The sequence below is a fragment of the Herbiconiux sp. genome, from assembly GCF_004297105.1.
GTDB lineage: Bacteria > Actinomycetota > Actinomycetes > Actinomycetales > Microbacteriaceae > Herbiconiux.
This window is the reverse complement of the sequence record NZ_SCVE01000012.1, coordinates 227,589-240,687: the sequence shown is the minus strand read 5'-3', so window position 1 is coordinate 240,687 and position 13,099 is coordinate 227,589. Positions and strand designations below refer to the sequence as shown.

Here is a 13,099-nt window from a genome sequence, read left to right as displayed (position 1 = left end):
GCACTCCCTTCCCACTCGACGTCGGTTCGGCCGGGGGAGCCGCTTGACATGTCTGCCTGATCGAGCAATCATATCCCCAGCCATTGGTAAATGCATTTACCAAGTGGTCGACCCACCGCATCCCTAGCATTACGTCCTGACGAAGGAGTCATCATGGCACTACGAAATACCCGACGGCGCGCCGTCGCCGGAACGGCCACCGCAGCCGTTCTGCTGCTCGGCCTCGCCGCATGCGCCCCCGGATCGTCCGCCCCCGCCACCCAGGCGAGCGGCACGGTCGACACCGCGGCGCCGACCGGCGACATCACCATCACCATCCAGGACGAGACCGGGTTCCCGGTCACCTCCGACCTCGCCGACGAGTTCACGAAGCAGTACCCGAACGTGAAATTCGACATCAAGCGCGACAGCTTCCAGAACCTCCTGGCGAACTCCCCGCGCCTGCTGGCCAGCGACGACGCGCCCGACCTCATCCGGCTCTCCACCCTCGGCACGACGGTCAAGGACGGCCTGCTCACGAACCTCGACCCGTACTTCGACGCCTATGGCTGGGACACGTTCCCCGCGGGCCAGCTGGCCGGCGCCCGGATGGACGACAACGGCGTGCGCGGCGACGGATCGCTCTGGCAGTTCGGCATCGGCTACAGCGTCACCGGCATCTACATGAACCAGGCGCTCGCCGACCAGGTGGGCATCACCGAGGTCCCGGCCACCCTCGACGAGCTCGAGGCCGATCTGCAGAAGGCCAAGGACGCCGGCGTGCTGCCCATCCAGACCGGCATGCAGGACGGCGTGGGCACCTTCGTGCTGCAGGCCCTCATCAACCAGTACGGCGACAAGCAGGAACTCGTCGACTGGATGTTCAACAAGCCCGGCGCCACGATCGAGACCGACGCCGCCCTCAAGGGAGCGACGACGTTCCAGGAGTGGGCCGAGAAGGGCTACCTCCCCTCCGACGTCAACGCCATCAACTACACCACGATGGTCTCCAACTTCACGTCGGGCCAGGGCCTGTTCATGTGGGACGGCAACTGGGATGCGGCCAACATCGACACCGGGCTCGGCAAGGGCAACGCCCAGTTCTTCCTGATGCCTCCCGTCGAAGAGGGCGGTGACTACGTGGCCATGGGCACCGGCAACACCTTCGCCATCCCCGCGAAGGCGAAGAACGCCGACGCCACCGCCTTCTTCCTGAACTGGATCGCCACCAACGACAAGGCCCGCCAGATCGTGGTGGATGTCACGGGCGCCTCCCCGGGCGGCGACCCCGCTCAGGCCCTCCCGACGGTCGAAGACGGCACCCTGATCGCGAAGGCCCTCGAGGTCTCGGCCGAGGTCGGTGCGGATGACGGATTCACCGACTTCATGGCGAACTCCACCGCGGGCATCTACCAGGGCTCGCTGCAGCCCAACGAGCAGTTGCTGCTGACCAGCAAGATCACGCCCGAGGACTTCCTGAAGTCGACGCAGGAGTTCTACGAGAACGATCTCGCAGCGAAGTGACGACCACGCGACAAGGCAGCTCGGCCGGGGTGGCTCGCACCACCCCGGCCGGGCCGGCCCGTGCTCCCCGGCGGCGCCGGGGGCGCGCAGCCCGACGGATGATCCTGGCCGGCTGGCTGATGCTCCTCCCGGCCCTGCTGGCCTACCTCTGCTTCGTGATCTACCCCCTGATCACGGCCGTGCAGTACTCGTTCTACAAGTGGAACGGCATCGGCGCGTCCACCTGGGTGGGCATCGGCAACTACGTGGAGATCTTCACGAGCCCCGAGCTGCTCGCCCCGATCTTCAATGCCCTCATCCTCATTCTGTTCTTCTCCGGCATCCCGATCGTCGCCGGGCTCGCACTGGCGAACCTCCTGCGCACCATGAAGCCGGGACCGTTCGCCACCGCCTCGCGAACCATCCTCTTCCTGCCGCAGATCGTGCCGCTGGTCGCGGCGGGCATCGCCTGGTCGTGGATGTACGCCCAGACCGGAACAATCAACTCGATCCTGAATGCCGTGGGGCTCGGCTTCCTCTCCCGCTCGTGGCTGGGGGAGTTCGACACGGCCCTGCCCGCGGTGGGCCTCATCGGCTCCTGGGTGCTGACCGGGCTGTGCACCGTGCTGCTGCTGACCGGCATGGGCAAGATCGACGGATCGCTCTACGAAGCGGTTCGCCTCGACGGCGCAGGCTGGTTCCGGGAGTTCATCACCGTCACCCTCCCCGGCCTCCGTCAGGAGATCGCGGTTCTGGTGACCATCACGGTGATCGCCGCGCTCAGCACCTTCGACATCATCTACACCACCACGAAGGGCGGCCCGGGCACCACCACGCTCGTGCCCGGCATCTCGATCTTCCGGCTCGCCTTCGTGCAGAGCCAGGTCGGTCTCGCCTCGGCGTTCGGCATCGTGCTGCTCGTGTTCGTGCTGATCATCGTGATCCCCATCCAGAGACTCTCCCGGGAGCGTGACCAGTGATCGTCAACCGCACCGAGCTGATCGTCGGGCGCATCCTGCTCGTCGTCATCCTGCTGCTCACCCTGCTGCCCTTCGCGAGCATGCTCGCCGCTGCTCTGCAGTCACCCGATCGCATCCCGAACGGCTTCGCGTGGCCGACCGACCCGCACTGGGAGAACTTCGTCACGGCCTTCGTGGTCGGCAACATCGGCACGCTCATGCTCTCGAGCCTGTTCATCGTGGCGATCGTCGTTCCCGTGTGTCTGGTCTTCTCCACCCTCGCGGGGTACGCGCTGGGCAATCTGCGCATCCCCGGCGGCCGCGTGGTTCTGATCGGCATGATCGTCGGGCTCACCATCCCGTTCGAGGCGATCGTGATCCCGCTCTACTACCAGCTCACCTCCTACGGCGTCATCAACACCCAGTGGGCCGTGATCCTCCCCCTGATCGGTCTGTACATGCCCTTCAGCGTGTTCTGGATGCGGGCGCACTTCGTCGGCGTGCCGCGCGAGATCTCCGAGGCGGCCCGGGTCGACGGAGCGAGCGTCTGGCAGGAGCTGCGCAGCATCCAGCTGCCCCTGGCCCGGCCGGCGCTCTCGGCGCTCGGGATCCTCCTGTTCCTGTGGACCTGGAACCAGTTCCTGCTGCCCCTCGTGATGATCGACGACCCCGACAAGCGCACAATGGCCGGCGCCCTCGGCGCCTTCCAGGGCCAGTACATCGATGCACTGCCCTTGCTGTTCGCGGCATCGTTGCTGGTCATGGTGCCCACCGTCATCGTCTACATCATCTTCCAACGACAGTTCATCGGCGCCCTGCTCCAGGGTGCCGTGAAAGGCTAGAACCTCCGTGACCTTCTCCCTTCCGCACGCCTGGGTGTGGGACTTCTGGACCGCCCGCGAGGGTGACACCTTCCACCTCTACTACCTCCACGCGCCCAAGGAACTCGGTGACCCGGAGCTGCGGCACCGCAACGCCGCCATCGGCCACGCCACGTCGACCGACCTGCGCACCTGGACCGATCACGGCCCGGTGATCGAGCACGGACTCCCGGATGCCGCGGACGCGACCGCGACCTGGACCGGAAGCGTCCTGCGCGATCCGTCCGGCGTGTGGCGCATGTTCTACACCGGGTCGCGGTTCCCGGCGGAGGAGGAGCGCACCAACATCGAGACCGTGCTCTCGGCCACCTCGGCGGATCTCCACACCTGGACGAAAGACCCGGCCGTGACGCTCTCGGCCGATCCCGACTGGTACGAGACCCTCGCCGACGGCACCTGGCACGAGGAGGCCTGGCGGGATCCCTGGATCGCGCAGGACGCGGACGGCGCCTGGCACATGCTGATCACCGCTCGGTCGCGATCGGTCGCCGACGGCGTCGATCCCCGCGACCGCGGCGTGATCGGGCACGCGATCTCGGCCGACCTCCACCGCTGGCGGGTGGCCGAGCCCCTGAGCGCGCCGGGAGAGGGCTTCGCGCACCTCGAGGTGCTGCAACTCGTCGAGATCGACGGGCGCCAGGCGCTGCTGTTCTCGTGCGACTCGCCTCACCTGGCCGGAGAACGCGTCGGCGAGCGCGGGGGCGTCTGGGCGCTGGCCGTGCCCGAGGGCGGACTGTTCTCGGGAGAGCTCCTCTCCTTGCGCGACGCGCACGCGGTGACCGGCGACGAGCTGTATGCCGGCCGGGCCGTGAGCCTTCCCGAGGGGGGATGGGCGCTGCTCGGCTTCGAGAACATCGGCTCGAGCGGATCATTCATCGGGCGGCTGTCCGATCCGGTGCCGCTGCAGTGGGACGAGACCGGGCGACTCGTCGCCCGCCGCACGGAGGTCGTGCGGTGAGCGGCACGGGCGCGCACATCGGAGGGTCGGTCGCCGCGGGCTTCGAGCCCGTTCTCGAGGCGTTCCGGCTCTCGGCCGACGGGGACGCCGGCACCGGGGCGGCGCTGAGCATCCGCCACCGCGGAGAGGTCGTCGTGGATCTGTGGACGGGCGTCGCCGATTCGCGCACCGGCCGGGAGTGGACGGGCGACACCCCCAGTGTCATCTTCTCCTGCACCAAGGGAGTGATGTCGATCCTCCTCGCGCGACTCGTGCAGGAGGGGCGCCTCGACTACGAGGCGCCGGTCGCCGACTACTGGCCCGAATACGCCGTCGCGGGCAAGTCGGCCACACAGGTCAAGCACGCCATCTCGCACCGGGCGGGACTGTCGGCGCCTCGGGTCGACTGGTCGCGGGAGGACATCCTCGACTGGAGCCGGGCCGTCGCGCTGCTCGAGGCGCAGGAACCGCTCTGGCACCCCGGGGCGGCCTGGAGCTATCACGCCATCACGCACGGCTGGCTCACCGGAGAACTGGTGCGTCGCGTCACCGGTCTCCTCCCGGGCGAGTACCTGAGGCAGCTCGTCACCACACCGCTCGCGGTCGATGCCTGGGTGGGTCTGCCCGAAGAGCGCCATGCGGATGTCGCGCACCTGGTGGTCGGGCCGACGCTGCGCGACCTCACCGCTCGGCAGGCCGATGAGGCGCGACACCTCGATGTCGATTGGCTCGGCCGTGCGATGACCCTCGGCGGCGCATTGCCTCCCGAACTCGTCGGGGACGACGATGGTTTCAATCGCGCCGATGTGCAGGCCGCCCAGATCCCGGGGGCCGGCGGGATCGCCTCCGCCCGGGCTCTCGCCACGATCTGGTCGGCCACCGTCCATGCCACGAACGGACAACGGTTGCTGGATGACGCGACCCTCGAGCTCGCCACCCGGGAGCAGAGCGCCGGGCCGCCGCACTTCACGGCCCCCGGGCCGTGGCCGCGCTGGGGGATGGGGTTCCAGCTCGATTCCGCAGCGCGCCGCTATCTCGGGGCCGAGAGCTTCGGCCACGACGGTGCGGGCGGGCAGGTGGCCTTCGCCGACCGGCGACATGAGATCGGCTTCGCCTTCCTCACCAACCGGATGGAGGCCGACGACCCCCGGGGAACCGCGATCGTGGACGCGCTCGGACAGGTGCTGGACGACGCCGGGCGCTGAGCGGCCTCGAGCTGTAATGAGGCCATGGCCTCAGGTGGCGGGGTGGCTCGGCTCACGAGCGCACAGCCCGCCCGTTGTCGTCCGGCGAAGCGATGAACCGGGGCACGGCGTTGTCCACGAGGTGAGGCACGGTGTCCGGCGACACCACGCCGCAATTCACCAACGCGGCGATCCCTTGAAGCGCCGCCAAGAACACCGTGGCCGTGACTTCGGCCTCCCCGGCAGGCACGACCCCGTCGTGTTCTGCGTCGCGAAAAAGCTGCAGGAGGGGCTCGAACGTCTTGGCCGCGCTCGCCCCGATCACCCCCTCACCGTCTTCGCTCTCGTGCCGGAACATGACATCGACAAGGTTCGGCTTCTCGATCCCGAAGGCGACGTAAGCCCCCGCCACCCGGCGCGCTTGGCCCTGCAGCTCGGGTGTCGACGCGATCGCCCGGGAGATCTCCTCGGCGAGCTGGTGAAATCCCTCAACAGCCAGCGCTTGGAGCAGGCGCTGGCGGTCGGCGAAATGCCGGGCCGGCGCTGCATGGGAGACCCCGAGATCCCGCGCCAGCTCGCGAAGCGACAACGCTTCCGCGCCACGGTGACCGAGAACGATCATGGCTCGATCGAGAAGAGCCTCCCGGAGATTGCTCCGTCGATAAGGAGTGGTGTCTGCCATAGGGATAGCCTACCGCGTGTGTTGTCATTGACAACAATGTTGGCACTGCCTACTGTGGAGGCATGACACGACTCCCTTCTTCGTCCCTCATTCCCGACCAGACCGGACGTACGGCGGTGATCACGGGCGGCAACAGCGGTATCGGTTACGCGGCGGCGGCAGCGCTCTCCGCGAAGGGTGCCCGGGTGGTCCTCGCGGTCCGCGACCTCGAGAAAGGCCGGGCCGCAGCGCAGGCGATCGGATCCGGCGCAGAAGCTCGCCGCCTGGACCTGTCGTCGCTGTCCTCGGTGCGCGAATTCGCCGACGGATTCGACGGATCGATCGACTACCTGATCAACAACGCCGGGGCCATGAGCAGCACCCGGCAGGCCACCAGGGATGGCTTCGAAAGCCAGTTCGGCGTGAACCACCTCGGACACTTCGCCCTCACGAACCTCCTGATCGATCGCGTCACCGCCCGCGTCGTGACCGTCACGTCCACCGCGCACAACTCCGCGTCCATTGACTTCGACGACTTGCAGTGGGAACACCGGCGCTACCGTCCATTCGGTGCCTACGGACAGTCGAAGCTGGCAAACCTCTTGTTCACGGCCGAACTGCAACGACGCCTCACGGATGCGGGGTCACTCGTGCGCTCGAACGCCGCCCATCCCGGCTGGGCCTCGACAGGATTCACCATCACCAGCGGCAATCGCGTCATCGACCGCCTGAGCGCCCTCGCCACCCCACTGATGGCACACGGTCCGGAAGGAGGAGCCCTCCCCACTCTCCTCGCCACCACGGGCGAGGTTCCCGGCGACTCCTTCGCCGGCCCCAGCCGATTCGGAGTCCGTGGCCCCGCAACCCTGGTCAACCGCTCAGCGGCAGCGCATGACGTTCAGCTCGCACGCCACCTCTGGGTGGTCTCCGAAGAACTCACTCACACCACCTTCCCCCTCGCCTCGACAACCGCCACCTGACCGTCGCGACCGGTCAAAAGCCTCGGAAAGGTCACACGACGTCGGGAGAGCATGATTTGTGTGCAGAATACTTGTGCACACAAATCAGGCATGGCATGCTGTCTCCATGCCTCACGATGATGCCTCGTATACCGGCCTCCGCCTCGATGAGAAGGCGGTGCGCGTGCTCGCGCATCCTCTGCGCTCGCGCATCCTGAGCCGGCTACGACTGCACGGGCCGGCGACGGCCACCGAACTCGCCACAGCTCTGGTCACGAACACCGGCGCCACCAGTTATCACCTCCGCGCCCTCGAGGGTGTGGGGCTCGTCACCGACACCGGCGACGGTGTCGGTAAACGGCGGGTGTGGCGTGCATCGACCGAATTCCACAGCTGGGTGAGTTCCGACTTCGCCCACGACGACGATGCGCAGACGGCACTGGGATGGCTCGAGCGTGACTATGTGCGCCAGTTCGCACACCGGGCCGAGGCGTGGCTCGACGCCCAGCACCACTGGCCGGCGGAGTGGGTCGACCGTCTCGGGCTGTCCGATTCGGTCGTGACGGTGACGCCCGAGCAGGCCGAGGCGATGGCCGGCGAGGTCTCGGCCGTCATCGCGCGGTATCGGACGGCTGGAGAGGGTGACGAGCGGGCCCGGCGTGTGTTCGTCGTGGTGCACACCAGCCCGGTCGATCCCGCAAGCGTTCTGCCCGAGTGATCCTGACCGCCGCGCAGGCGGAACGGCGCCTGCTGATCCTCACCACCACACGCTGGCTCCCCGTCGGCCTCACTTTCGGGCTCACCCTGCTGTTGCCGCTCGAGCGAGGCATCACCCTGGTGCAGCTCGGAGTGCTTCTGTCGGTGCAGGGATTCGTGGTGCTGGGGCTCGAGCTGCCGACGGGTGGCCTCGCCGACTCGATCGGCCGCCGGCCGTTGCTGGTGGCATCCGGGGTGCTGGCGGTGCTGTCGACGGTGCTCTTCGTCGTGGCCGACATGTTCTGGATGTTCGCCATCGCCATGGTGCTGCAGGGCGTGTTCCGGGCGCTCGACTCCGGGCCGCTCGAGGCCTGGTACGTCGACACGGCCCAGGCCTCGGATCCGCACGTGCCCATCGACCGCGCTCTGAGCCGGGCGGCCACGGTGCTCGGCGGCGCGATCGCGGTGGGAGCGCTCCTCGGCGGAGCGCTCGTGGCGTGGCATCCGATCGCTGCGGTCTCTGCCCTGGTGCCGCCGTTCGTGATGGCCGCGGTGCTCTCCGCGGGTCACACGCTGCTGACGGCGCTGCTCGTGCGTGAGTCAGGAGCGACGGATACGGGGAAACCGAACGGCGACGCGTCGGACTCGCGCCGTGCGGCGGCCCGCATCGAAGTGATTCTGCACGCAGCGCGTGGCACGGTCGGCCGGGCGGTGCGCGGCGCCCCGGCGGCGGTGGTCGAGGGCGTGCGCGTGGTGGGCGGCTCGCGGGTGCTGCGGGCGCTCGTGCTCGTCGAGGTGTTCTGGAGCATCGCGATGATCGCCTTCGAGACGCTCACGCCCATCCGCCTGGCCGAACTCGTCGGGGGCGAGGATGCCGCGGGCGCGCTCTTCGGCCCGATGTCGGCCGTGGCCTGGGCCGTGTTCGCGGCGGGCTCCGCAGTGGCGGGCTTCGCGAGCCGATGGATCGGCGTGGCGTGGACCGCGATCGTGGCCCGCGTGCTGAACGGCGCCTTCGTCGTGCTGATGGGTGTGGCGGCGGGTCTGCCAGGCCTCGTGGCGGGCTATTGGCTGGCGTACGCCACCCACGGTGCCGCGGGACCGATGCACAGCACCCTCCTGCACCGCCAGGCGGTCGCGGCGAACCGCGCCACGGTGCTGTCGGTGAACTCCATGGTGGCCGGCGGCGCCTACAGCCTCGGCCTCCTGGCCCTCACGCCACTCGCCGAAGCGACCACCCCGGCAACAGCCATGATCGCGGCAGGCACCTTCAGCATCCTCGGCGCCCTCCTCTACCTCCCCGCCCTACGAGCCGAACGCCACACCAGCTATTAAGGAAAAGCAAAGGAGCAATGCCCTGCGAAGCCCCTGCGGCGCGGTGAAAAGCGGCGGCGTGTACGTCGCTTTTCACCGTGAGAGGCGTCTCAAGGAAGGGACGGGCAACGTGTGCCGAGCTGCGCCGCAGAGGCGGCGGCGCAGCGTCTCCCGATCTCTAAAAGAGATCGGGAGACGGAGTAGAACTGTGCCGAACCGACACGTCCGCGTGGCGGTCGAAGCGGTAGCCCACGCCGCGCACGGTGCGCACGATGTCTTCGTAGTCGCCGAGCTTCGAGCGCAGGCGCCGCACGTGCACGTCGATCGTGCGCTCGTTCGGCACCTCGTCGTCGCCCGCGCTCCACAGGGCGCTGATCAGCTCGGCGCGCTCGATGGTGCGGCCCTCGCGCAGCACGAGGTACTGCAGCAGCTCGAACTCCTTGTAGGTGAGGTTCGCCGTCTCATTGTCGAGCAGCACCCGCTTGCGGGAGAGGTCGACCACCACTCCGTCGCGGGCGCGGTCGTCGGCATCCGGAACCTGGCGGTGCTTGGCCAGCGCCGCCGGGTCCTGCAGGGCGAGGCGCACCACGTCGACGTCGCGGCCGCCCGCACCGCGGGGGGCGAGTGCCACGGCGGCGTACGTGCTCGAGGAGGGGGCGATCTCGGCGGCGAGGGCCTTGAGGGCTTCGACGATGCGGCCGAGGTCGGTGCCGTCGGCGGCGGCCTTGGCTTCGTCGATGCCCACGTAGAGAACGAAGCCGCGGGCCTCGGTGCCTTCGGGCACCGCGCGGATGTGGGGAGCGGGGGTGATCTGCTCGACCCGCTTCAGCGGCGTGACGGTCGAGAGAGTGGAGGGGCGGGTGTCAAGGTGTGCGATCGACATGGGGATGTCCTTCAGGCAGCGACCCAGGGATGGCGGGCCGGAAATGTGTCGTGTTTTCGGGATCCGGATGCGGATCCACGGGAGGGCACCGGATGATTCCGGATGCCGGGAGTTCGACTCGCTCCGCGCCTTCAGCGGCGGCGGGGGTCGGAACTCGGACGGAGGATTCTCGTCAGAGACACATTCGACAACACATGACGACGCTGCCGGCCATCATCATGCCGGCATTCCCAGGGGCCTCAAAGGAGGTCAGGGCGTGCGCGTTGTCAGTCATGTGCAGTAGTCAAGCGGATGTGCGCATCCGTTGTCAACCGGATCGGGCGCATTCTCTGCCCCCAGTCCTGGGGAGATAGTTGCTGCCGGTATAGATTCGGAAGGTGACTGCACCCGGCTCGTCTTCGTCCCTTGCGAATCTCTCGAGTCGATCCCAATGGCAGGCCTTCGCGGTGTGCATCGCCGTGGCGGCCCTCACGATCCTCGATCTGTCGAAGGTGAATGTCGGTCTGCCGTCGATCGAGAAATCACTCGGTGCCGATTCGTCGGCACTGCAGGTGATCGTGGCGGGCTATGCGCTCGCCTTCGGGCTCGCGCTGGTGCCGGCCGGCCGGCTGGGTGATCTCTACTCGCGCAAAGTGATGTTCGTCATCGGCCTGAGCGGATTCACCGTGGCGAGTGCATTGTGCGCGCTGGCGCCGAACATCGAGACCCTGCTGGTGGCGCGCATCCTGCAGGGTGTGGCGGCGGGTGTTCAGATGCCGCAGGTGCTCGGTCTGGTGCAGCAGCTGTTCCAGGGTGAGGCACGCGGCCGGGCGTTCGGGCTCTTCGGTGCCACGATCGGCGTCGCGACGGCATTCGGGCCGACGCTCGGGGGTCTTCTCATCGCGGTGGGCGGAGCAACGGATGGCTGGCGGCTGCTGTTCTGGATGAACGTGCCCCTCGGCATCATCGCGCTCGCCTTCGCCCTTCGGCTGCTCCCCCGCACCCAGCCGCACCAGCCGGGGGCGCGCAACCTCGACCTCGTCGGCATCGTGCTGCTCGGCATCGGTGTGTTCGCCTTCATGCTGCCGTTCGTGCTGACGACGGGAGGGCCTGACGACGCTCCCCTGCGCTGGCTGTGGCTCGCCGCGAGCGCGGCCGCGATCGCTCTGTTCGTGCTCTGGGAGCGGCGCTACGAAGCGGCGGGCAAGTCGCCCGCCATCCAGTTCGCGCTGTTCCGGCTCGGCTCCTACCGCAACGGGCTGCTGCTGGCCACGGCCTACTTCGCCGCCATCCCGGCGGTGTTTCTCCTGACGACGCTGTTCCTGCAGCAGGGGCTCGGGTATCCGCCGGTGTTCGCGGGCATGGTGAGCATCCCGTTCGCGCTGACCTCGGCGGTCAGTTCGCTCATCGGCGGCCGGTTGGTGAACCGCTACGGGCGCTCCCTCGTGGTGCTCGGGCTCGGCATCGCATTCGTGGGGTTCGTACTGCTGCTCGTGGCGGCGGAGGTGCCGCCGGCCGAGTACTCGATCTGGTGGATGGGCGGTGCGATGGCCGTGGCCGGCATCGGGGGCGGTCTCGTGATCTCACCGAACCAGACGCTGACGCTCGCCGAGATCCCGGTGACCGAGGGCGGTGTGGCGGGGTCGATGGCCCAGGTGGGGCAGCGGGTCGGCACCGCGGTGGGGGTTGCAGCGGCCTCGTCGCTCTTCTTCGCGACGCTCTACCGCGAGGCCCCGGGCGCCGACATGGTCGACACCTACCACGAGGGCTACCGCAACGGCTTCCTGGTGACGCTGGCGCTGGTGCTGGTCGCCCTGCTCATAGGCCTGGTCGACCTCCGGCGCAGAGCCAAAGCCGCGAACTAGAGTCACGACCCGGCGACTGTCCCGCCTTGGGCCGTCGATAAGGCCCAGCAGCTTTCAGTCGCGTGGTGTGCGGTCGGCAGTGACGGCACGCGAACATGTCGCCTCGCGCCGCAGAGGCGGCGGCGCGAGCAGAAAATTCAGACCGTACCGTAGAGGCGGTCGCCGGCGTCGCCGAGGCCCGGGACGATGTAGCCCTTCTCGTTCAGGCGCTCGTCGAGGGCGCCGAGCACGAGAGTGACGTCGCGGCCCTCGGTGGCCTTCTCGAGGGCCGCCACACCCTCGGGTGCGGCGAGGAGGCAGATGGCCGTGACATCCTGCGCCCCGCGGGCGAAGAGGAACTCGATGGCCGCGCCGAGTGAGCCACCGGTGGCCAGCATCGGGTCGAGCACGAAGCACTGTCGGTCGGAGAGGTCGTCGGGCAGGCGCTCGGCGTAGGTGGTGGGCTCGAGGGTCTCCTCGTTGCGCACCATGCCGAGAAAGCCGACCTCGGCGCTCGGTACGAGCTTCACCATGCCCTCGAGCATGCCCAGCCCGGCGCGCAGGATCGGCACCACGAGCGGCCGCGGGTCGCTGATGGCCACGCCGGTGGTCTCGGCCACCGGGGTCTGGATCGTCACCGGATGCACGCGCACGTTGCGGGTAGCCTCATAGGCGAGAAGCGTCACGAGCTCTTCGGCCAGCGAACGGAAGGTGGGGGAGGGCGTCGTCACGTCGCGCAGCACCGTGAGTTTGTGGGTGATGAGCGGGTGGTCGGCAACGTGAACTCGCATGAGGTCAATCTACTGGAAAGGATGCGCGGTGACCGATCCCGGTGTCCTCCCGTCCGTCGAGACCCTCGGTGAGTGGATGGATCTAGCGATCGCCGAGGCGCGGGCCGCACTGGCCACGGATGATGTGCCCGTGGGCGCGATCGTGTTCGATGCATCCGGTGCGGTGATCGGCGTGGGCCGCAACGAGAAGGAGCATCGCCACGACCCGACGGCGCACGCCGAGGTCGAGGCCATCCGCCAGGCCACGTCGGCGCGAGGGGCGTGGCAGCTCGCGGATGCGACGCTCGTGGTGACCCTCGAACCCTGTGTGATGTGTGCCGGCGCCATCCTGGCAGCCCGTATCCCGCGGGTGGTGTTCGGCGCGTGGGACGAGAAGGCCGGGGCCGCGGGCTCCGTCTACGACCTGCTGCGCGACCGGCGGCTCAACCACCGGGTCGAGGTGGTGGGCGGGGTGTCGGCGGAGGCCGGGGCCGAGCTGCTCACGACGTTCTTCCGATCCCGCCCGTCGGAGTGATCTGCCGCCGCGGACATC

General features: G+C 68.5%; 13 protein-coding genes. 10 read left to right on the top strand and 3 right to left on the bottom strand.

All coding sequences use genetic code 11. From position 1 onward, the window contains the following. Positions 1-153 precede the first annotated feature (153 nt). From EPO52_RS07510 to EPO52_RS07490, 5 genes are read left to right on the top strand one after another with little or no spacing between them, the layout of a single operon-like run. Entirely contained in the window at positions 154-1,503 is a 1,350-nt protein-coding gene (locus EPO52_RS07510) for an extracellular solute-binding protein (protein WP_290804146.1), read from the top strand. Continuing rightward, positions 1,500-2,462 carry a sugar ABC transporter permease gene (locus tag EPO52_RS07505; protein ID WP_363339627.1) on the top strand — a complete coding sequence of 321 codons (963 nt, stop codon included), beginning with the start codon at positions 1,500-1,502 and terminating at the stop codon, positions 2,460-2,462. Before EPO52_RS07510 ends, EPO52_RS07505 begins: the two co-directional genes overlap by 4 nt. Next, on the top strand, positions 2,459-3,283 hold the full coding sequence (locus tag EPO52_RS07500) for a carbohydrate ABC transporter permease (RefSeq protein WP_290804143.1): 825 nt from the start codon (positions 2,459-2,461) through the stop codon (positions 3,281-3,283). The genes EPO52_RS07505 and EPO52_RS07500 overlap by 4 nt, the downstream gene beginning before the upstream one ends. 7 nt (positions 3,284-3,290) lie before the next feature. Then, positions 3,291-4,280: a glycosyl hydrolase family 32 gene (locus EPO52_RS07495; RefSeq protein WP_290804141.1), complete on the top strand. Its 990-nt coding sequence runs from the start codon at positions 3,291-3,293 to the stop codon at positions 4,278-4,280. Continuing rightward, the gene (locus EPO52_RS07490) at positions 4,277-5,464 is read left to right on the top strand and encodes a serine hydrolase domain-containing protein (protein WP_290804139.1); all 1,188 of its coding nucleotides are present in this window, start codon (positions 4,277-4,279) and stop codon (positions 5,462-5,464) included. The genes EPO52_RS07495 and EPO52_RS07490 overlap by 4 nt, the downstream gene beginning before the upstream one ends. Before the next feature lie 52 nt (positions 5,465-5,516). Here the strand turns inward: EPO52_RS07490 and EPO52_RS07485 are convergent, their stop codons facing one another. After that, positions 5,517-6,125: a TetR/AcrR family transcriptional regulator gene (locus tag EPO52_RS07485; RefSeq protein WP_290804136.1), complete on the bottom strand. Its 609-nt coding sequence runs from the start codon at positions 6,123-6,125 to the stop codon at positions 5,517-5,519. Between the two features lie 62 nt (positions 6,126-6,187). Here EPO52_RS07485 and EPO52_RS07480 point away from each other — a divergent pair, with 62 nt between their 5' ends. The 3 genes from EPO52_RS07480 to EPO52_RS07470 all read left to right on the top strand — a co-directional run bounded on the left by EPO52_RS07480 (position 6,188) and on the right by EPO52_RS07470 (position 9,091). Next, a complete protein-coding gene (locus EPO52_RS07480) occupies positions 6,188-7,084 on the top strand; it encodes an oxidoreductase (protein WP_290804133.1) in 897 nt (298 codons plus the stop codon). 106 nt (positions 7,085-7,190) lie between these two features. Then, positions 7,191-7,781, top strand: a complete 591-nt coding sequence (locus tag EPO52_RS07475; RefSeq protein ID WP_290804131.1) for a helix-turn-helix domain-containing protein — start codon at positions 7,191-7,193, stop codon at positions 7,779-7,781. Further along, positions 7,778-9,091 (top strand): MFS transporter, encoded by a 1,314-nt coding sequence (locus tag EPO52_RS07470; protein WP_290804128.1) that lies wholly within the window; start codon positions 7,778-7,780, stop codon positions 9,089-9,091. The genes EPO52_RS07475 and EPO52_RS07470 overlap by 4 nt, the downstream gene beginning before the upstream one ends. A gap of 157 nt (positions 9,092-9,248) precedes the next feature. On the opposite strand, the gene EPO52_RS07465 is transcribed toward EPO52_RS07470, so the two are convergent. Next, positions 9,249-9,953 (bottom strand): winged helix-turn-helix domain-containing protein, encoded by a 705-nt coding sequence (locus tag EPO52_RS07465; RefSeq protein ID WP_290804126.1) that lies wholly within the window; start codon positions 9,951-9,953, stop codon positions 9,249-9,251. Positions 9,954-10,330: 377 nt separating this feature from the next. Here EPO52_RS07465 and EPO52_RS07460 point away from each other — a divergent pair, with 377 nt between their 5' ends. Continuing rightward, positions 10,331-11,797, top strand: coding sequence for an MFS transporter (locus EPO52_RS07460; protein ID WP_290804124.1), 1,467 nt, complete (start codon positions 10,331-10,333; stop codon positions 11,795-11,797). A gap of 137 nt (positions 11,798-11,934) precedes the next feature. Here EPO52_RS07460 and upp read toward each other — a convergent pair whose 3' ends face one another. Continuing rightward, positions 11,935-12,567, bottom strand: coding sequence for a uracil phosphoribosyltransferase (upp, locus tag EPO52_RS07455; protein WP_290804121.1), 633 nt, complete (start codon positions 12,565-12,567; stop codon positions 11,935-11,937). A 76-nt stretch (positions 12,568-12,643) separates the two neighbouring features. On the opposite strand from upp, the gene tadA reads away from it, so the two are divergent. Continuing rightward, the gene (gene tadA, locus EPO52_RS07450) at positions 12,644-13,081 is read left to right on the top strand and encodes a tRNA adenosine(34) deaminase TadA (protein ID WP_290806148.1); all 438 of its coding nucleotides are present in this window, start codon (positions 12,644-12,646) and stop codon (positions 13,079-13,081) included. Positions 13,082-13,099 lie beyond the last annotated feature (18 nt).

Coding starts and splice junctions, on each gene's coding strand:
- upp (WP_290804121.1), bottom strand. CDS start 12,567: ATGCGAGTTCACGTTGCCGACCACCCGCTCATCACCCACAAACTCACG.
- EPO52_RS07475 (WP_290804131.1), top strand. CDS start 7,191: ATGCCTCACGATGATGCCTCGTATACCGGCCTCCGCCTCGATGAGAAG.
- EPO52_RS07465 (WP_290804126.1), bottom strand. CDS start 9,953: ATGTCGATCGCACACCTTGACACCCGCCCCTCCACTCTCTCGACCGTC.
- EPO52_RS07485 (WP_290804136.1), bottom strand. CDS start 6,125: ATGGCAGACACCACTCCTTATCGACGGAGCAATCTCCGGGAGGCTCTT.
- tadA (WP_290806148.1), top strand. CDS start 12,644: ATGGATCTAGCGATCGCCGAGGCGCGGGCCGCACTGGCCACGGATGAT.
- EPO52_RS07480 (WP_290804133.1), top strand. CDS start 6,188: ATGACACGACTCCCTTCTTCGTCCCTCATTCCCGACCAGACCGGACGT.
- EPO52_RS07510 (WP_290804146.1), top strand. CDS start 154: ATGGCACTACGAAATACCCGACGGCGCGCCGTCGCCGGAACGGCCACC.